Origin of the sequence: Streptomyces sp. NPDC051364, from assembly GCF_040682115.1 — a bacterium.
Taxonomy (GTDB): Bacteria; Actinomycetota; Actinomycetes; order Streptomycetales; family Streptomycetaceae; genus Streptomyces.
The window spans coordinates 330,968-349,580 of sequence record NZ_JBFBAH010000008.1; the positions used below are offsets into that span (position 1 = coordinate 330,968).

Sequence of the window (18,613 nt, forward strand, 5' to 3'; positions counted from 1 at the left end):
GACGAATACCTCCCTCCACTGCGTCCGGGCAGCACGGAGCCGCGCGGTCACGTGGAGTGATCATGGGTCGGCGCAGGGCGGCGCGAAGCGCCGGCGGACACGCCGATGGGCATGGATGACGCACGCCCGGCGGAAGGGCCGGGGCATGCGGAAGGAAAGGTGGGGAGGGGAAAGAAGGAATGCAGAAACGCACGGGGACAGCGGTGGTGTACCGCAGCCGTGCGCACTCAGGGAAGGATCAGCTGATCAAGGTCAGCCGACGAGAGCGCTGCAAGGACTTCGATCGGGACTCATCCCGAACACCTCCTTGCGTAGCGCCGTCATTACAAGGCGCCCGATCCGGCCGGAAAGGCCGCAGAGGACCGGCGCCTCGGCGACCGTAGCACGATCTAGAGGGATGTCTTTCATACTTATGACCGGTAGGGGTCGATTCGTTCCGTGTCAGCCTCTTGACGTCTGGAGGGCCAAAGGCTCGACTTAAGGTTCACAAGTTGGAGAGACGCCGGGGTCTCGGAGCACCAAGCCGCGATGCCGGCTCGGGGGGCGACGGTCGGCCGTCGCTTATGGGCAGGAGTGGATGAGTCGTGCAGACTCCCGGATCGCAGTCTTCACTGCACCGCGCGAATCTCGAACGGGTCGTGCGGGCGGTGCGGCTCGCGGGTTCGCTGACCCAGGCGGAGATCGCCCGGTCCACCGGACTGTCGGCGGCCACGGTCTCCAACATCGTCCGCGAGCTCAAGGACGGTGGGACCGTCGAGGTCACGGACACCTCGGCCGGCGGGCGGCGGGCGCGCAGCGTCTCGCTCAGCGGCGACGCGGGCATCGTGATCGGCGTGGACTTCGGCCACACCCACCTTCGGGTGGCGGTCGGCAACCTCGCCCACCAGGTCCTGGCCGAGGAGTCCGCCCCGCTGGACGTGGACGCCTCCTGGGCGGACGGCTTCGACCGGGCGGAAGCCCTGGTCGGAGAGCTGATCGCAGGCATCGGGGTGGGCCTGGACAAGGTCATCGGAGTGGGGCTCGGCGTCCCCGGCCCCATCGACGTGGAGTCCGGGACCCTCGGCTCCACCGCGATCCTGCCGGGCTGGGCCGGGATCAACCCGCGCCAGGAGCTGTCGCAGCGCCTCGGCGTGCCCGTGTACGTGGACAACGACGCCAACCTCGGAGCGCTCGGGGAGCTGGTGTGGGGGAGCGGCCGCGGGGTCAAGGACCTCGCGTACATCAAGGTCGCCAGCGGCGTCGGCGCCGGCCTGGTGATCAACGGCCAGATCTACCGGGGGCCCGGCGGCACCGCCGGCGAGATCGGACACATCACCCTCGACGAGTCCGGCCCGGTCTGCCGCTGCGGCAACCGCGGCTGCCTGGAGACGTTCGCCGCGGCCCGGTACGTGCTGCCGCTGCTGCAGAGCACGCACGGGCCCGAGCTCACCATGGAGCGGGTGGTCGAACTCGCCCGGGAGGGCGATCCGGGCTGCCGCCGGGTCATCGCCGACGTGGGCCGCCATGTGGGTAGTGGTGTCGCGAACCTGTGCAATGTTCTGAATCCGAGCCGCGTGGTGCTCGGCGGTTCGCTGGCGGAGGCCGGTGAACTGATCCTGGCCCCCATACGTGAGTCGGTGGGGCGGTACGCGATCCCCAGTGCGGCACGGCAACTGTCCGTGCTCACCGGGTCGTTGGGCAGCCGGGCCGAGGTGCTGGGCGCGCTGGCCCTGGTGCTGAGCGAGATGGGCGATTCAACCCTTCTGGCCGGTTCGCCGACCCTCAAGCTCTTGCCTTCAGTTAGATAACGGATGGCACCGTTGTCATCTCGTTAAGGATTCACTCCTTGACGGCAAACTGCGGCCGAGGTTGACTCACGTCCACCTCGGCCGCAATGTTGCGGCCTCGTCAGGGAGGTTCAAGAAATGAACACGCGCATGCGTAGAGCCGCCGTAGCCGTCGCCGCCACCGCGATGGCCGCTTCCCTTGCCGCCTGTGGCAGCGCCAAGGAGGCCGGTGAGAAGCCGAAGGAGTCCGGCTCCGCCGCCGCGGGTGGCGCGATCAAGATCGGTCTGCTCCTGCCGGAGAACCAGACCGCGCGCTATGAGAAGTTCGACAAGCCGCTCTTCGAGAAGAAGGTCGCCGAACTCACCGGCGGCAAGGCCGAGGTGGTCTACGCCAACGCCAAGCAGGACGCGACCACGCAGAACTCGCAGGTCGACACGATGATCACCAACAAGGTGAACGTCCTGGTCATCGACGCCGTTGACTCCAAGGCCATCGCCGGATCGGTGAAGAAGGCCAAGGAGAAGGGCATCCCGGTCGTGGCGTACGACCGCCTCGCCGAGGGCCCGATCGACGCCTACACCTCCTTCGACAACGAAGAGGTCGGCAAGGTCCAGGGCAAGGCCCTGCTCGAGGCCCTGGGCGACAAGGCCAAGGCCGGTGAGATCGTCATGATGAACGGGTCGGTCACCGACCCGAACGCCGCCCTCTTCAAGAAGGGTGCGCACTCCGTCCTCGATGGCAAGGTGACCATCGGCAAGGAGTACGACACCAAGGAGTGGAAGCCGGAGAACGCCAACACGAACATGGCGGGTGCGATCTCGGCGATCGGCAAGGACAAGATCGTCGGCGTCTACTCCGCCAACGACGGCATGGCCGGCGGCATCATCACCGCCCTCAAGGCGGCCGGCATGGACCCGCTGCCCCCGGTCACCGGCCAGGACGCGGAACTCGCCGGTGTGCAGCGGATCGTTGCGGGCGAGCAGTTCATGAGCGTCTACAAGCCGTACGCCCCCGAGGCCGAGGCCGCCGCGAAGATGGCCGTCGCGCTTGCCAAGGGCGAGAAGCTGGACGGTGCCACCACCTCCAAGGTCGACAGCCCGACCGACAAGGGCATCCCCTCGGTCCTGGTCCCCGTCGTCTCGCTGACCAAGAACAACATCAAGGACACTGTCATCAAGGACGGTGTCTACACGGCCGACGAGATCTGCACCGACAAGTACGCGGCCGCCTGCACCACCCTCGGCCTGAAGTAGGCCGACCGGGCCTCACACAGGCCCCCTGTAGGCCATCCCGGCCCCGAAACGGGCCGGTGCCGGCCGCACGCAGGTCCCCCCGGGCCTGCCGAGGCCCCAGCGTCCTGCCGGCCGGAGGCCCGCCCCCGCGGCCTCCGGTCCACCAGGACCCCCACGCCTGCCCGGCGCCCCGCCCTCTTCCCCCGCCACCCGTGGGGCGCCGGGCAGAAACGATTTCCCCAACCCACCCCGCTCCTGCACTTACTGCACGACATCCCCGCCGGTCAGGCGGCGAAGGAGATGGTTCATGTGTCCGCTGCGCCCGTGCTGGCGTTGCGAGGGGTCTCGAAGCGATTCGGTGCCGTCCAGGCGCTCACCGACGTAGAACTCGAGATCCACTCCGGCGAGGTGGTCGCCCTGGTCGGCGACAACGGCGCCGGCAAGTCCACGCTCGTCAAGACGATCGCCGGCGTCCACCCCATCGATGACGGAGTCATCGAGTGGCAAGGCAAGCCGGTCTCGATCACCAAGCCCCACGACGCCCAGAACCTGGGCATCGCGACGGTCTACCAGGACCTCGCGCTGTGCGACAACATCGACGTCGTCGGCAACCTCTTCCTGGGCCGCGAGCTCAAGCGCCGCGGAGTCCTGGACGAGGTGGAGATGGAGCGCCGCGCCCGCGAGCTCCTGACCACCCTGTCCATCCGGATCCCCAGTGTCCGCATCCCCATCGCCTCGCTCTCCGGCGGTCAGCGCCAGACCGTGGCGATCGCCCGTTCGATGCTCGGCGAGCCCCAGCTCGTCATCCTCGACGAGCCCACGGCCGCCCTCGGCGTCGAGCAGACCGCACAGGTCCTCGACCTGGTGGAGCGGCTGCGCGAGCGCGGCCACGCCGTCATCCTCATCAGCCACAACATGGCCGATGTGAAGGCCGTCGCCGACAAGGTGGCGGTCCTGCGGCTGGGCCGCAACAACGGCGTCTTCACCGTCAAGGACACGTCGCAGGAAGAGATCATCTCCGCCATCACCGGAGCCACGGACAACGCCGTGACCCGCCGTGCGGCCCGTACCGGGGAGGCCAGCAAGTGAGCACCGAACACCACACCCATGCGGAAGAGGTGGCCCAGCTCGCCAACCCCGCCGCCCCGGCGGACGCCATTCCCGCGGTGGACCCGCGCCTGCTCGTGCGTGAGCAGGGGCTGGCCGGCTACCTGAGCGAGTTCGGCCGCAAGATGAAGGCCGGCGACCTGGGCTCCCTCCCGGTCGTCATCGGTCTGATCGTCATCTGGGGCATCTTCCAGGGACTGAACGAGAACTTCCTGTCCCCGGAGAACCTCACCAACATCGCGATCACGATGGTCGCCACCGGCATGATGGCCGTGGGCATCATCTTCGTGCTCCTGCTCGGCGAGATCGACCTTTCGGTCGGCTCCGTCAGCGGTGTCTCGGGTGCGATCTTCGCCGTCCTGGCCGTGACCCACGGAGTCAACCAGTGGGTGGCGATCCTGGCCGCGGTCGCCGGCGGCGCCCTGATCGGCGCAATCCACGGCTTCTTCTTCGCCAGGATCGGCGCACCGGCCTTCGCGGTCACCCTGTCGGGCCTGCTCTTCTGGTCCGGCGCCATGCTGCAGATCCTCGGCAGCAACGGCACGATCAACATCGACCCCGACGGTCCGGTGGGCCGGCTCACCACGTACTTCTTCACGGACGTGGCGGCCGGCTACGGCCTCGCCGCGGTCGCCGTGGTCGGATACTTCCTGGCCTCGTTCTTCGACAGCCGCCGCCGCGAGGCCGCGGGTGTCCCGTCCCGCCCGATGAGCGAGATCGCCCTGCGCACGGGCCTGCTGGCCCTGTTCACCTTCGGTCCCGCCGCGGTGTTCAACCAGTACAAGGGTCTGCCGCTCGCGGTGGTGCTCTTCGTGCTGGTGCTGGTCGGCACGGACTTCCTCCTGCGCCGTACCTCGTTCGGCCGCAACGTCTTCGCGCTCGGCGGCAGCGTCGAGGCCTCCCGGCGCGCGGGCATCAACGTCGCCGGGATCCGCATCGCGGTCTTCGCCATCGCGGGCACCTTCGCCGCCGTCGGCGGGCTCTTCTGGGCCTCCAAGATCGCGGCGGCCAACCAGAGCGCCGGCGCCGGCGACCTGCTGATGAACGTGATCGCGGCGGCCGTGATCGGCGGCACCAGCCTCTTCGGCGGCCGGGGCCGGACCTGGAACGCCCTCCTCGGCGTCATGGTCATCACCTCGATCCAGTACGGTCTGGCTCTCGAGGGAATCGCCACGCCGATCCAGTACATGATCACCGGTGCGGTGCTGCTGGCCACCGTGGTGATCGACTCGGTCACCCGCAAGACCCAGAAGACGGCCGGACGCGCCTGACACCGCGCCCGATGCGGTAAGACCGGTCACAGTGCCCGGTGCCACCCCGTGTGGCACCGGGCATCCGTGCGTACGTCTGTACGCACATCTGTGCGTACGCCTGTGTGGGTATACGCCTGAATGTGAGGTGTGACATCGGGGTGATCTGCACAGGGATGTCTACAGCCATGACAAAGCTGTGACCCGTGTGCGGCAGCCCGATGACGGCGGTCGCCGACGGAACATTAGACTCGACAGACCAGCAAGCAACTGCAAGGAGGCACGGGTGCTGCTGACCCGCATCAAGGGACCGCGCGATCTGGACCGGCTCAGCCAGGAGGAGCTCGACCAGCTCGCCGCCGAGATCAGGTCCTTCCTCGTCGACGCCGTCTCCAAGACCGGCGGGCACCTCGGCCCCAACCTCGGGGTGGTCGAACTGACGATCGCTCTGCACCGGGTCTTCGACTCGCCCAAGGACAAGGTCCTCTTCGACACCGGCCACCAGGCCTACGTCCACAAGCTGCTCACGGGCCGCCAGGACTTCGCCGGCCTGCGCACCAAGGGCGGCCTCTCCGGCTACCCCTCGCGCGCCGAGTCCGACCACGACGTGATCGAGAACTCCCACGCCTCCACCGTGCTGGGCTGGGCCGACGGCCTCGCCAAGGCCAACGAGGTGCTCGGCCGGGAGGACCACCACGTCGCCGCCGTCATCGGCGACGGCGCGCTGACCGGCGGCATGGCCTGGGAGGCGCTGAACAACATCGCCGCCGCCAAGGACCGTCCGCTGGTCATCGTCGTCAACGACAACGAGCGCTCGTACGGCCCCACCATCGGCGGCCTCGCCAACCACCTGGCCACCCTGCGCACCACGGACGGCTACGAGCGCTTCCTGGCCCGCGGCAAGGAGCTCCTGGAGCGCACCCCGGTCGTCGGGAAGCCGCTCTTCGAGACCCTGCACGGCGCCAAGAAGGGCCTCAAGGACTTCATCGCCCCGCAGGGCATGTTCGAGGACCTCGGCCTGAAGTACATCGGGCCCATCGACGGCCACGACATCGAGGCCCTGGAGTCCGCCCTGCAGCGCGCCAAGCGCTTCAGCGGCCCGGTCATCGTGCACTGCCTCACCCAGAAGGGCCGCGGCTACACCCCGGCCCTCGAGCACGAGGCGGACCGCTTCCACGCGGTCGGCGTGATCCACCCGGACACCGGACTGCCGGTCAAGACCGCCGCCGCCAGCTGGACCTCCGTCTTCGCCGACGAGATGGTCAAGCTCGGCCACGAGCGCGCGGACATCGTCGGCATCACCGCCGCCATGCTTCACCCGGTCGGCCTCAACAAGTTCGCCGAGGCCTTCCCGGACCGCATCTACGACGTGGGCATCGCCGAGCAGCACGGCGCCACCTCGGCGGCGGGCCTCGCCACCGGCGGGGTCCACCCGGTCTTCGCGGTGTACGCGACCTTCCTCAACCGCGCCTTCGACCAGGTCCTGATGGACGTGGCCCTGCACAAGTGCGGGGTCACCTTCGTCCTGGACCGGGCCGGTGTCACGGGCGACGACGGCGCCTCCCACAACGGCATGTGGGACATGTCCATCCTCCAGGTCGTACCCGGCCTGCGGCTCGCCGCCCCGCGCGACGCCGAGCAGCTGCGCGCCCAGCTCCGCGAGGCCGTCGAGGTCAAGGACGCCCCGACCGTCGTGCGCTACTCCAAGGGCGTCGTCGGCCCGGCCGTCCCGGCCGTCGGCCGGATCGGCGGCATGGACGTCCTGCGCACCCCGGCCCCCGAGGTCACCCGTCCGGACGTACTGCTCGTATCCGTCGGCGCACTCGCCCCGATGTGCCTGGAGATCGCAGACCTGCTCGACAAGCAGGGCATCTCCACGACCGTCGTCGACCCCCGCTGGGTCAAGCCCGTGGACGAGGCCCTGGCCCCGCTCGCGGACCGGCACCGCGTGGTCGTCACCGTCGAGGACAACGGCCGCACCGGCGGCGTGGGCTCCGCCGTCGCGCAGGCGCTGCGCGACGCGGGTGTCGACGTGCCGCTGCGCGACTTCGGCATCCCGCAGCGCTTCCTCGACCACGCCCTCCGCAAGGAGATCATGGCCGAGATCGGGCTGACCGCGCCGGACATCGCCCGCCAGGTCACAGGCCTGGTCGCCAAGCTGGACGGGCGGTTCGACACCGAGCCGGCCGCCGCCGTCGACTAGGACGGGTACCAGCCACTGGATCGCCGCGCGGTTGCACGTCACGGGCCGGGAGATCACCCTTGAAGGGGTGGGCCTCCCGGCCCGTTCGCGTGCGTCGACACCTGTTCGGAGGTGCGTCGGTGAGTAGGGATATGAACAGCCCCTTCCGCACCAAGACGGTGGAGCAGTCCATCCGTGACACGGAGGAGCCGGAACACGCGCTCCGGAAGTCGCTCTCCGCCTGGGACCTGACGGTTTTCGGTGTGGGTGTCATCATCGGCACCGGCATCTTCGTCCTCACGGGCATCGCTGCCCGTAACAACGCCGGACCCGCCACCTCCCTCGCCTTCGTGGCGGCGGGCATCGTCTGCGCTCTCGCGGCGCTCTGCTACGCCGAGTTCGCGTCCACCGTGCCGGTGGCCGGATCCGCGTACACCTTCTCGTACGCCTCGATCGGTGAGCTGCCCGCCTGGATCATCGGCTGGGACCTGGTGCTGGAGTTCGCGCTGGGCACCGCCGTCGTGGCGGTCGGCTGGTCCGGGTACGTGCGTCACCTGATGCACACCAACCTGGGCTGGGACCTGCCCACCGCGCTGTCCGGACCGGACGCGGGGGGAAGCTTCGACCTGCTGGCCTTCCTGCTGATCCTGGTGCTGACGGCGATTCTGGTCGTCGGGACGAAGCTCTCGGCGCGGATCACCGCGGTCGTGGTCGCCATCAAGGTCTTCGTGGTCCTGCTGGTCATCATCGCGGGCCTGTTCTTCATCAAGGCCGACAACTACTCGCCGTTCATCCCTCCGGCCCAGCCGCAGGAGGCGGGCAACGGCCTGCACGCGCCACTGGTCCAGCTGCTCTTCGGCTACGCGCCCACCAACTTCGGCGTCATGGGCATCTTCACCGCGGCCTCCCTCATCTTCTTCGCCTTCATCGGCTTCGACGTCGTGGCCACGGCCGCCGAGGAGACCAAGAACCCGCAGCGGGACATGCCGCGCGGCATCCTCGGCTCGCTGCTGGTCTGCACCGTGCTCTACGTCGCCGTGACGCTGGTGGTCACCGGCATGCAGAAGTACACGGAGATGTCGCCGACCGCGCCGCTGGCCGAAGCCTTCAAGTCGGTGAACCAGCCCTTCTTCTCCGGTGCCATCAGCCTCGGGGCGGCCGTCGGCCTGATCACCGTGTGCATGATCCTGCTGCTCGGCCAGACCCGCGTGTTCTTCGCGATGAGCCGTGACGGACTGCTGCCGCGCGTCTTCTCCGTGACCCACCCCAAGTACCGCACCCCCTACCGGGCGACCGTCCTGCTCGGCGGGATCATCGCCGTCGTCGCGGGCTTCACCAGCCTGGAGAAGCTCGCGGAACTGGTGAACATCGGCACCCTGTTCGCCTTCGTGCTCGTCGCCCTCGGCGTGATCATCCTGCGCAAGACCCGTCCCGACCTGCACCGGTCCTTCCGTACCCCGTGGGTGCCGGTGATCCCGATCCTGTCGATCGCGGCCTCGCTCTGGCTGATGCTCAACCTGCCGGCCGAGACCTGGATCCGCTTCGTCGTCTGGATGGCGATCGGCATCGTCGTCTACTTCGCCTACGGACGCTCGCACAGCCGCCTCGGCAAGGTCGGCGCCGACGCGAAGTTCTAGCGGAGGAAAGCCGGAAGCCGGCCGTACGGGTCACCCGTACGGCCGGCTTCCGTGCCGGTCCGTCAGCCCTTGGCGGGGGACTTCTTCGCCTCCGCCGGGATCTTCCGGTCGGTGCGCAGGGCCTCCCAGAGCTGGCCCGCCTGCGGCTCCGCGACGACCACGCGGTTCGGGTCCACCTTGTCGTAGGCGACCGGAAGCATGATCGTCTCCATGGTGTCCGGGTCCACGCCCTTCATGCTCTGGGCGAAGTCGGCCAGGGAGGTGAGGGAGGCGAGGTCGGAGTCGGTGGTCAGCGACTTCGTGCCGGCGTCGGCGAGCTTGTAGAGCCGGGCCGGGTTGCCGAGCGCGTCCTGCTTCTTGATCTCCGACAGCATCGCCATCATGAACTGCTGCTGGAGCCCTATGCGCCCGAGGTCGCTGCCGTCGCCGTAGCCGTAGCGGGTACGGACGAACTTCAGCGAGTCGGCGCCGTTCAGGCGGTGCGTGCCGGCGTCGAGCTTGAGGCCGCCCTTCGCTCCGCTCATCGGCTTGTCCAGGGTGACGGTGACCCCGCCGAGCGCGTCCACCAGGCCCTTGAACCCGGCGAAGTCGACCTCGACGAAGTGGTCCACGCGGATCCCGGACATCTGCTCCACGGTCTTGACCACGCAGGCCGGTCCGGCCAGCGAGTAGACCGAGTTGAACATGACCCGGTTCGCGGCCTTGACGGTCTTGCCGTCGGCGTCCTTGCATTCGGGCCGGCTGATCAGGGTGTCGCGCGGGATGCTCACCGCGGTGGCCTTGGACCGGCCCTCGGGTATGTGCACCAGCATGGCGGTGTCCGAGCGGGCGCCGCTCACATCGCCGTGGTCGAGGTCCGCGTTGGCCCCCGCGCGCGAGTCGGAGCCGAGTACGAGGACGTTCTGCGCGCCCGCGACGACCTTCTTCGGGCGGTTGTCGCCGATCGCCTGGTCCAGGTCGACGCTGTCGATGTTGCCGTTGAGATGGCTGTAGGCCCACCAGCCCGCGCCACCGGCCGCGAGGATGAGCACGGCCACCGTCAGCAGCACGATTCGCAGGGCACGTCGCCTGCCGCCGCGCCGCGGCTTGCGCCGGGACGGGGGAGTAGTGGCCGAGGGCCGGTCGGTCATGGAGGCAGAGCCCTTCTATTATCGATGGGGTGCATCATAAGACACACTTTCGAGTGGCTGGTTCTTTCCGGTGAAGAGCCTCGTCGCTTGAGCAGGACATACTCGGCAGAAGGGTGGACAGTGGCGTGATCCGAGGCAAAAGCGGTAGCCGGGGCGCCACTTCCGACCGCACGGCGCAGGATGCGGCCCCGGGCGGACCAGGTTCCCGCCGGTCACCGTCGGTGGCCGGAAACTGGCTGTTCAAGGGCGGCGACGGCCGCCTGACGGCCTACGCGTGCACCCCGCACGGCCTGCTGCGCTGGACCGAGGCCGCGGCCCCCCGCGCCGGCTGGACCGGCCCCGACGCGTTCGAGGTCCCGGGCTGGCTGGGCACCGTCTCGATGGCGCAGAGCCGCGAGGGGTACGTGCACTTCGTCGCCCTGCGGGCCGCCCAGGACGACTCGGAGGGGCCGGAGGTCATCGTCTCCACCCAGTTCCAGCCGGGCCGAGGAATGATCGACTGGCACAGCCTCGGCACCCCCGGCCTGCGCGGCGGCCCCGCCGACGAACGGCTGGCCGGCCCGCCGCGCATCGCCGTCAACCAGCGCTCGGGCTCCACGCACGTCCTCGTCTCCCTGCGTCACGGCGGCGTCCTGCGGCGCAGCCGCAACGCCGAGGGCGCGTGGGGCGGCTGGAAGCAGGTGGCGCCGGAGCCGTACGCGGGCGACGTGGCCCCGCTCATGTCGGCGGGCGGGCCGCTCGAGCTGCTCGCCCTCGGCCGGGCCGGAGCCGACCGCTGGGTGGGTGTCGGCCAGGGCCGCTTCCAGCTCGCCGACCGCATCCCCACGCCGGTCGTCCCCGGCACCCCGGTCCTGTGCGAGACGGGGCCGCGCAGGGTGACGTACTTCTGGCGCTACCCGGGCGACGGCTCGCTGGTCGCCTGGCGGGCCGGGCAGCAGGGCGCGCAGGGCGGCGGCCTGATGGCCCTCGGCGGCGCCGGCGGCACGGGCGCGCCGGGCGTGGTCCGGGCCGTCATCGGCGGCTACGACTGCACGGTGCTCGCGCAGACCGGCGCCGAGGGCGACATCGAACTCACCGCCTACGTCACCGAGAACGAGGGCTACGGCACCTGGTGGGCCTCCCTCGGCGGCCACGGCGCGCACGCGCCCCAGGTGGCGGTCGACGCGGCAGGCCGCATCGTCGTGGCCGCCCTCGACGCGGACGGCGCACTGATCTGCACCCGTCAGGACACGACCCAGCAGGGGCTGGTCTTCGGCCCCTGGGACGCCGTCTGAGGCGGACGCCGGCGCCGGGCGGGCAGGCCGCGCCGGCCGGGACGGCCGTCCCGGCCGTCCCGCGGCCCTGCCGTCAGGCGTGCCGCGGCAGCGGCGTCCGCTGCGACACCTCGATGCTGAGAGCGCCGGACTCCGTGTAGTACGGGGTGGCCGCCAGCTCCAAGCCCTGCGTACCGGGCGCGGCCGCGATCCGCACCGGCATCCGGGCCGTCGTGTCGAGCTCCTCGGCACGACGCGGGCCGAGCCGCACCTCCTGGGTCACGCCCTCGAAGCCGACCGCGAGGTGCAGGTCCCAGGTGCCCGGCGGGAGCGGCCAGCCGCTCGAGGTCTGCGCCAGGTTGACCCGGCAGGAGAAGCGGCCCATCGCCCGGGGCCTGCCCTTGGCGTTGGTCAGCTCGTCGTCCCTGCGGGCCGTGACGGGGCAGCTCTCCATCGCACCGCTCGTCCGCTCGCGCAGCACCACCCGGGTGGCGCGGTCCTTCGTCGACAGCTGCTCGAAGAACGCGAAGCCCTCCAGCAGCAGCATCGGCCCGTCCCAGCGGGCCTTCTCCAACTGGTGGGTGACCGTCATGTCACCGGTGATGTCGAACAGCTCGTCCGGCAGGGCGACCTGCGGGTCGCGGAAGAACGGCAGCGTCGTGTACACCCGGCCGTTCTCCACCGTCTTACGGACGGCCGGACGCTCCTTGTCCGCCTCGAACGCGGCCATCCGCTGCGCCTCGGCGAAGCGGCCCTGCGCCAGCAGGGCGAACCGTACGGCCACCATGCGCGGCAGCAGCGCCAGCGCCCCCGGGGACGCCTGGGTGCGCAGCACCTCGGCGGCCGCCCACAGCGCCTGGTCCCGCTCCGCCGCATCGGTGGCGGACATCAGCGCGGCCGCGGTCGCCTTGCCGAGCTCCACCTCCAGGTGGCGGGACTGGAGCTTGTCCCGGCGCGGCCCCTCGGGCAGCTGCGAGCCGACCAGGGCCAGCATCCGGGAGACCAGGGCGACCCGGTCCGGCAGCGTCGCCCGCTCCGCCGGCGAGGGGCCCTTGACCACGCAGGTCGCGTCGCCGACGACCGAGACGTTGTCGGCCCCGATGAAGGCGCCGGCCGTGAAGGCCTGGTCGTCGCCGATCACCATGTCGGTGGGGAAGGCCAGCCCGCGGCGCTGCAGCAGGCTGGTGCGGAACAGCTTGTCCGGCGTCAGCGACCAGTAGACGCGCGAGGCGTACACATCGGTGTAGGCCTGGTTCTTGCGGAACATCGACGTCGCGACCGTATGCCGGCCCGAGCTCTCCAGCTTGCCGAGCACGACGTCGGCCTCGTTCGCGTCGGCCGCCGCGACCATCCGCTCCAGCGCGTCCGGTGCCAGCCGGTCCGTGGCCTCCAGGAAGATGACGTACCGTCCGCGCACCTGGCTCAGCGCCCAGTTGCGGGCGGCCGCCGGACTCAGCCCGTGCGACACCTGCCCCACGCGGACGAACGCGGGGTACTGGTGCGCCGCGCGCGCGAGTACGGACCCGCTCTCGTCGGTCGAGCCGTCGTCGACGCCGATGATCTCCAGTCGCTCCGTACCGATGGACTGCACGAAGACGGAAGCCAGGCAGGCGTCGAGCGCGGCGGCCTGATTGCAGACCCGGACGGCGACCGTCACGTCCTTGACGTCGGTGGGGCCGACGACGGCGGTGTTCATGATGTCGGGATCCTCGTCAGTTCTGCGGAGCGGCGGGGCGGGGCCACGGCATCTCCCCGGTGAGTTCGGGCCATTGCCAAGGACGCGGGGCGCTGTCCGACGGATGCTGCGGGAAGGCGCCCGGGATGTGCTCCAAGGAGCCCACGAAGACGTTCACGTGCGAGGTCAGCTTGGCGGCCGAGGCCGTGCCCACCGTGTACTCGAACCGGTCGTAGCCGGTGAAACCGGGGGCGGGCGCGTACGTGACCCAGCCGTCCTGCGACAGCTGCGCCCGGCCGCCCCGCGGCTGTGTCACGGAGATGGCCGTGCTTCCCGCCGGCGCAGCCGAGAGCACGTTGACGGTGCCCGGCCGGTCCGGTTCGGTCGCGATCCGCAGGCCACGGGCGGTGGCCGGCCGCAGCGGCAGGGGCTCGGCGGCGAGTTTCCCCGTCCGTACGAGCTTGCGGCCCGAGGCGTCCGGGATGCCCACGAGGATCCGGGGCCGGATGCTGCGTGCCGTGGCCGAGTCGCCGACGCGCAGGTGCAGGACCCCCGTCGTCTGCTCCCCGGCGTCGGCGCGGGCCCGGAACCAGCGCTGGCGGGGGAAGTACTCCAGCCCCTGCACGCCGACGATCTCGCCGACGGCGGTCAGCGGTTCCTCCGCCAGGTACGCGCAGCCGCGCGAGGCGCCCTGATCGGGTGCGACGGACAGGCCGAACTGGACGGTCTCGCCCGGGGAGACACCGCGGCGCGGGTCGGCGGAGCTGTAAAGGGCCGCGTACACGGCGCCCAGTGACGGGGTGTCGCCGACGGCCTGCCCGCGGCGGAGGAGGTTCACGCGCTGGACTCCTTGCGTGCCGCGGGCTCGGACACCCGGGACTTCGTACGGTGCGAGAACGTCTCCTCGTCCAGCCAGCCCATCTCCTCGTAGGAGAACCGGCGGCGGTCGAGGTCGCGGACCCACGGGGAGGGGATGACGCCCTGCTCGGCGAGGCTGCGGGCGACGAACCGGGCGCACTCGATCGCGCCCTCCGCGCGCAGGTGCACGTTGTCCCCGTCCTGGACGTTCTCCAGCAGCGGCTCACCGGGCCGCAGATAGGTGAAGACGAGCTTGGACGGTTCCGGCCCCAGCTCCTCCCACCACTGCACGCTCTGGCCGTACAGGTCGACGACCGGAACGTGCTCGTCCTCGGCCAGCTGCCGGGCCGCGAGCGGGTAGTCGCCCAGGAAGCGGGCGACGTTGCCGTGCGCGTCCATGCGGCGCCGTTCGTACGGCAGCAGGATCACCGGGTGGGCCTGGCGCTCGCGCGCGCCGTGCACGAAGGCGGCCATGTTCTCCTGGAAGGTGGAGAACGGCTTGGTGTGCAGGCCGGGGTCGGTCTTCCAGTCGATCTGGCCGAAGCCGAACAGCAGGTAGTCGCCGGGCTCCAGGTTGTCGAGGATCCACTGGAGCCGGCCGCGCTCGCGGAAGCTCTTCGAACTCGCGCGGGCGCGGGCACAGTTGACGACCTCGACCGCATCGGTGAGGAAGAGGGGCAGTGCCTGGGCCCAGCCCACCATCGGCAGATAGCTGTACGGCCGGGTGACCGCCTCGGAGTCGCCGGCCACGAAGATCCTCCGCGGCGGCTGCTGCTGTCCGGGTGTGTACATCACGCCTAGACCCCCTGGTCCTCCGTGGTCTGGATCAGTACGGAGGCCAGCGCCGCCTCGAAGCCGGAACGCTGCGCCGGCGTCGTCGTCGGGTCCTGCTTGCGTACGTCGATCACGTGGCCGGTCATCTCGGACAGCAGCACGTCCAGGGAGGTCAGGGCGACCGACTCGGACGTGAGCAGCGAGGCCGAGGGCTCCTGGCCGAACGCCTTGGTGCGCATCGGGGTGGCCGTGCGCTCCGGGTTCACGCAGTTGACGCGGATGCCGTCCTCGGCCCACTCGTCGGCCAGCGCCTGGGTCAGGTTGACCATGGCGGCCTTGGTCGAGGAGTACAGGCTGTACTCGGCGCGGCCGCGGGTGTAGCTGCTGGAGGTGAAGAGCAGCAGCTGGCCCTGGGTCTCGCTCAGGTACTTGTACGAGGTCCGGGCGATGTTCACGGGCGCGAGGTAGTTGACATCGAGTGCTTCGCGGATCGTGTCGTTGTCGGTCGCGTCGAGGCGGCCGACGCGCAGCACCCCGGCGGTGTTGACGACGTAGTCGATGCGGCCGGTCTCGGCGTAGGCCTTGGCCAGGGCCTCCTCGACGTGGTCGAGGTTCTCGACGTGCGTGCCGGTGGTGGAGCGGCCCAGGGCGAAGACGCGGGCGCCGAAGCCCTCTGCAATGCGGGAGATGTCGGCGCCGATGCCGTACGAGCCGCCGAAGACCACCATCGTCTTGCCGGCCAGCTGCTCGCGGTACGCGGCCTCGCCGGCCTGGGCGGGCGCGGCGTGGGAGGCGAGCTGGAACAGCTTGTCGGCGATGAAGACGTCGACGGGCTGGGTGACCTTCATGTTGTAGTCGTCGCCGGTGACCACGTGGACCGGGACGTCGGGCAGGTACTTCACGACGACGGAGCAGTCGTCGGTGGCCTGGAAGGAGGGGTCCGCGGCAGCCCGCTCGTAGGCGGCGCGGATCGTGGAGAGCCGGAAGCCCTGCGGGGTCTGGCCGCGGCGCAGCCGGGAGCGGTCGGGGACCTCGGTGATGAACTCGCCGTCGTCGCCGTGGGTGCGGGTCACGATGACGGTGTCGGAGGACGGGATGGCGACGTCGACGGCCTGGTAGCGCTCGAGGGACTCGACGCATTCGCGCACCACGCGCTGCGAGAGCAGCGGGCGCACCGCGTCGTGGAACAGGAGGTTGCAGTCCTCGCCCTCGCCGAGCCCGGCCGCCGCGGCCGCGATGGCGATCCGGGTGGTCTCGCTGCGGGTCGAGCCGCCGGCCAGGACCCGGGTGACCTTGCCCAGCCGGGCCCGCTCGACGATGCGGCGGGCGTCCTCCACGAACGCGGGCGTCATGAGGAGGATCACCTCGTCGACGTCCGGCGCGTTCTCGAAGACGTGGAGCGTGTGCTCCAGGATCGGCTTGCCGGCGATCTTGAGCAGCTGCTTCGGTATCTCGAGACCGATGCGCTGGCCGGTGCCCCCAGCGAGAACGACGGCGACGGTGCGGTGGGGGACGGGCCTGGAGGACAAGGCTCCTTCTTCCTGAGCTGAGGGGTGCGGCACGGCGGTCGGGCAGGGCGGTGGGTGGACGGGCGGTGCGACTCGAGCACCGGGGAGGCCCGCCTACACGGGGTAGGGGGCCTGCTCCGGGTACTCGATGGGGAAGTCGCGCAGCCCCCGCCGGTAGAGGTTGTTGGCGGCCGCGTTGAAGCGGACGATCGACGGCGGGTACTCCTCGCCGAGGAGGTACTCCTTGAGCTGCTCGCGGTACGGGGCCATGAGGTCCTCGCGCGGGTTCAGCGTGGCCTCGATGGCCTCGGCGAGACCGTTGCAGTCCCCGTCCAGCAGGTACGAGGCGTACGCCGTCCGCTGCTCGTTGCGGAACTGGTCGTCCGGCAGGCCGTCGAGGTTGAAGATCGCGTACGGCTTCAGGGTCGCGACGAAGTCGGAGACGACGCTGGACATGTCGCCGATGAGGAGGTCGGACTGGTTGAAGCAGTCGTACAGGGCCGGGATCCGCTCGGTCACCACGTGGTGCGCGCCGTCGGGAACGGCGCTCCAGTACAGGGCGCCGGCCTGGTTGCGGCTGCGCCGGATGCGTGCGGTCCGCTCCTCCTCGGTGAGGTCCGGGTACTTGGAGCGGACGCCGCGCTCGGAGAGGTCGGCGATGCGCTGGTCGATCCGGGCGAGCTTCTTGGCGGCGGCCTTGGAGTCGGTGAGGTTGCGGCCGAAGCGCCGGGCGTTGTCCTCCTCGAGGAGGGCGATGACGCGGCGGTGGGCGGCGGCGGCCTCGGCGGAGCGCGAGCCGGTGAGCGGGTGCGGCTTGTAGATGATGCGGATGTCGCGCTCGTAGTCGAGCAGCGCCTTGATCAGCTTCTCGCCGGCCGGGATGACCGACGTGTAGCAGGCGTCGTCGGTCCAGCCCTCCCAGGTGGGGGCGTAGATGACGGTGGGCACGGGGCCCGCGACCCGGCCGGTCCAGCGGTGCAGGGGCATCAGCTGGGGTCGGCCGACCTCGACGATCTGGTGGTGCGACACGGCGTGCTTGATGCGCTCGTAGCGGTCGCGGCCGGCCCGGCCGGCCACCCAGATCTCGTCGAAGACCTTGCTGACCCGGTTGCTGCTCGCGAGCTTGTCGCTGTCGCCGTGGCCGATGAAGACGTGCTTGACCTCGGCGCGCTGCAGCATGTGCACGTTCTTGCCCGCGTTGCCGGGGTAGAGGGCGACACGGAGTTCGTTCATCTCGATACGTGCGAGATTGTCCGCCTTCGGAATGCAGATGACGGGCACCGAAGTGGCGTCCAGGTAGCGCAGGGTGGCCCGTTCGCGCAGCACGATGATGGGCCGCAGCTCCAGCGACTCCAGCGACTCCAGCCACATGTTCACCTGGTACATGAAGTCTTTGGAGACGGCGGCGAAGGTGAAGTAGAGCGCGACCTGGGGGCGGTATTCGGCCAGCTGGTGGTTGAGCTCCTCGATGGCTTCGTCGGTGGTGGGCAGCTTGAGCGCGTTGCGCGCGTCGGGCACCAGCACCAGCAGCGAGAAATAGGCGAGGAAGACGGTGGTGATCATGCCGTACGTGACGAAGCGCCAGTCGTCCGTCGCGATGGTGGCGAGCGAGCCGGCCACCAGCGGGATGTCCAGGTGCAGCGTCTTGCGGACGTGCTTGTTCATCAGGAACGGGTGCGGCATGCGGCGGATGCCGAGCGCCTCCAGGTCCAGCCCGCGCGTGGTGAACGGAAGTTCGTTGCGCATCTTGCGGACGTGCTTGAGGAGCGCCCCGTACGCGAGCTGCAGGATGAACAGGAGGAGCAGGCCGATGGTCGTCATCTGCGCCACGAACGACTCGATGTCGGCGATGGCACCGCACAGGCCCAGCAGCAGGAACTGCCGGATCAGGAAGCGCATGGTGAGGCCGAAGCGCGAGTCGCGCAGCTTCTCCAGCGTCGGCGACTCGGTGTTGTGGAGCATCAGGTCGGCGGCGTAGCTGAGCGCGGCGCAGCCTGCGAACAGGGGGAGTGAGACGAAGGCGACGGCGACCAGCATCCCGACGAAGCTGAGGATGAGCCCAGCCGTGATCAGAACGCCGAACACGGCTCGCAGCCGCTTGGAGCCCATGGTGCGGTGCCTCCCCCGTGGAGGTATAAGGATCCTGTGAAGTGTCGCAGTAGTATAAGCAGCCTCATGGACGGCCCCAGAACGTCTGGTGAACCATAGGCCAATGATTTAGGGCATCTTCACAAAGACAT

At 70.0% G+C, this 18,613-nt stretch carries 13 protein-coding genes; 7 read left to right on the forward strand and 6 right to left on the reverse strand.

Translation table 11 applies throughout. The features are described 5' to 3' along the window. Positions 1 to 584: 584 nt before the first annotated feature. The 6 genes from AB0M76_RS20180 to AB0M76_RS20205 all read left to right on the forward strand — a co-directional run bounded on the left by AB0M76_RS20180 (position 585) and on the right by AB0M76_RS20205 (position 9,175). Positions 585 to 1,787 carry an ROK family transcriptional regulator gene (locus AB0M76_RS20180; RefSeq protein ID WP_365954130.1) on the forward strand — a complete coding sequence of 401 codons (1,203 nt, stop codon included), beginning with the start codon at positions 585 to 587 and terminating at the stop codon, positions 1,785 to 1,787. Between the two features lie 117 nt (positions 1,788 to 1,904). Further along, positions 1,905 to 3,020 carry a sugar ABC transporter substrate-binding protein gene (locus AB0M76_RS20185; RefSeq protein ID WP_365954131.1) on the forward strand — a complete coding sequence of 372 codons (1,116 nt, stop codon included), beginning with the start codon at positions 1,905 to 1,907 and terminating at the stop codon, positions 3,018 to 3,020. Positions 3,021 to 3,299: 279 nt separating this feature from the next. After that, positions 3,300 to 4,088: an ATP-binding cassette domain-containing protein gene (locus AB0M76_RS20190; RefSeq protein WP_365954132.1), complete on the forward strand. Its 789-nt coding sequence runs from the start codon at positions 3,300 to 3,302 to the stop codon at positions 4,086 to 4,088. Positions 4,089 to 4,117: 29 nt separating this feature from the next. Next, positions 4,118 to 5,377: a sugar ABC transporter permease gene (locus AB0M76_RS20195; protein WP_365954161.1), complete on the forward strand. Its 1,260-nt coding sequence runs from the start codon at positions 4,118 to 4,120 to the stop codon at positions 5,375 to 5,377. A gap of 265 nt (positions 5,378 to 5,642) precedes the next feature. After that, complete coding sequence (gene dxs / locus AB0M76_RS20200) at positions 5,643 to 7,559, forward strand: 1-deoxy-D-xylulose-5-phosphate synthase (RefSeq protein ID WP_266662632.1); 1,917 nt, start codon at positions 5,643 to 5,645, stop codon at positions 7,557 to 7,559. 131 nt (positions 7,560 to 7,690) lie between these two features. Continuing rightward, entirely contained in the window at positions 7,691 to 9,175 is a 1,485-nt protein-coding gene (locus AB0M76_RS20205) for an amino acid permease (RefSeq protein ID WP_365954162.1), read from the forward strand. Between the two features lie 62 nt (positions 9,176 to 9,237). On the opposite strand, the gene AB0M76_RS20210 is transcribed toward AB0M76_RS20205, so the two are convergent. After that, the gene (locus AB0M76_RS20210) at positions 9,238 to 10,305 is read right to left on the reverse strand and encodes an LCP family protein (RefSeq protein WP_365954133.1); all 1,068 of its coding nucleotides are present in this window, start codon (positions 10,303 to 10,305) and stop codon (positions 9,238 to 9,240) included. A gap of 221 nt (positions 10,306 to 10,526) precedes the next feature. Between AB0M76_RS20210 and AB0M76_RS20215 the strand changes: the two genes are divergently transcribed. Next, positions 10,527 to 11,579: a hypothetical protein gene (locus AB0M76_RS20215; RefSeq protein WP_365954134.1), complete on the forward strand. Its 1,053-nt coding sequence runs from the start codon at positions 10,527 to 10,529 to the stop codon at positions 11,577 to 11,579. Between the two features lie 73 nt (positions 11,580 to 11,652). Here AB0M76_RS20215 and AB0M76_RS20220 read toward each other — a convergent pair whose 3' ends face one another. From AB0M76_RS20220 to AB0M76_RS20240, 5 genes are all read right to left on the reverse strand, one after another. Continuing rightward, positions 11,653 to 13,254, reverse strand: coding sequence for a glycosyltransferase family 2 protein (locus tag AB0M76_RS20220; protein WP_365954135.1), 1,602 nt, complete (start codon positions 13,252 to 13,254; stop codon positions 11,653 to 11,655). A 16-nt stretch (positions 13,255 to 13,270) separates the two neighbouring features. After that, complete coding sequence (locus AB0M76_RS20225; RefSeq protein ID WP_365954136.1) at positions 13,271 to 14,071, reverse strand: Ig-like domain-containing protein; 801 nt, start codon at positions 14,069 to 14,071, stop codon at positions 13,271 to 13,273. Next, positions 14,068 to 14,883, reverse strand: coding sequence for a rhamnogalacturonan acetylesterase (locus AB0M76_RS20230; protein WP_365954137.1), 816 nt, complete (start codon positions 14,881 to 14,883; stop codon positions 14,068 to 14,070). The genes AB0M76_RS20225 and AB0M76_RS20230 overlap by 4 nt, the downstream gene beginning before the upstream one ends. A gap of 5 nt (positions 14,884 to 14,888) precedes the next feature. After that, positions 14,889 to 16,394, reverse strand: coding sequence for a bifunctional cytidylyltransferase/SDR family oxidoreductase (locus AB0M76_RS20235; protein WP_365954138.1), 1,506 nt, complete (start codon positions 16,392 to 16,394; stop codon positions 14,889 to 14,891). Positions 16,395 to 16,487: 93 nt separating this feature from the next. Then, complete coding sequence (locus AB0M76_RS20240) at positions 16,488 to 18,482, reverse strand: hypothetical protein (protein ID WP_365954139.1); 1,995 nt, start codon at positions 18,480 to 18,482, stop codon at positions 16,488 to 16,490. Between the last annotated feature and the right edge of the window lie 131 nt (positions 18,483 to 18,613).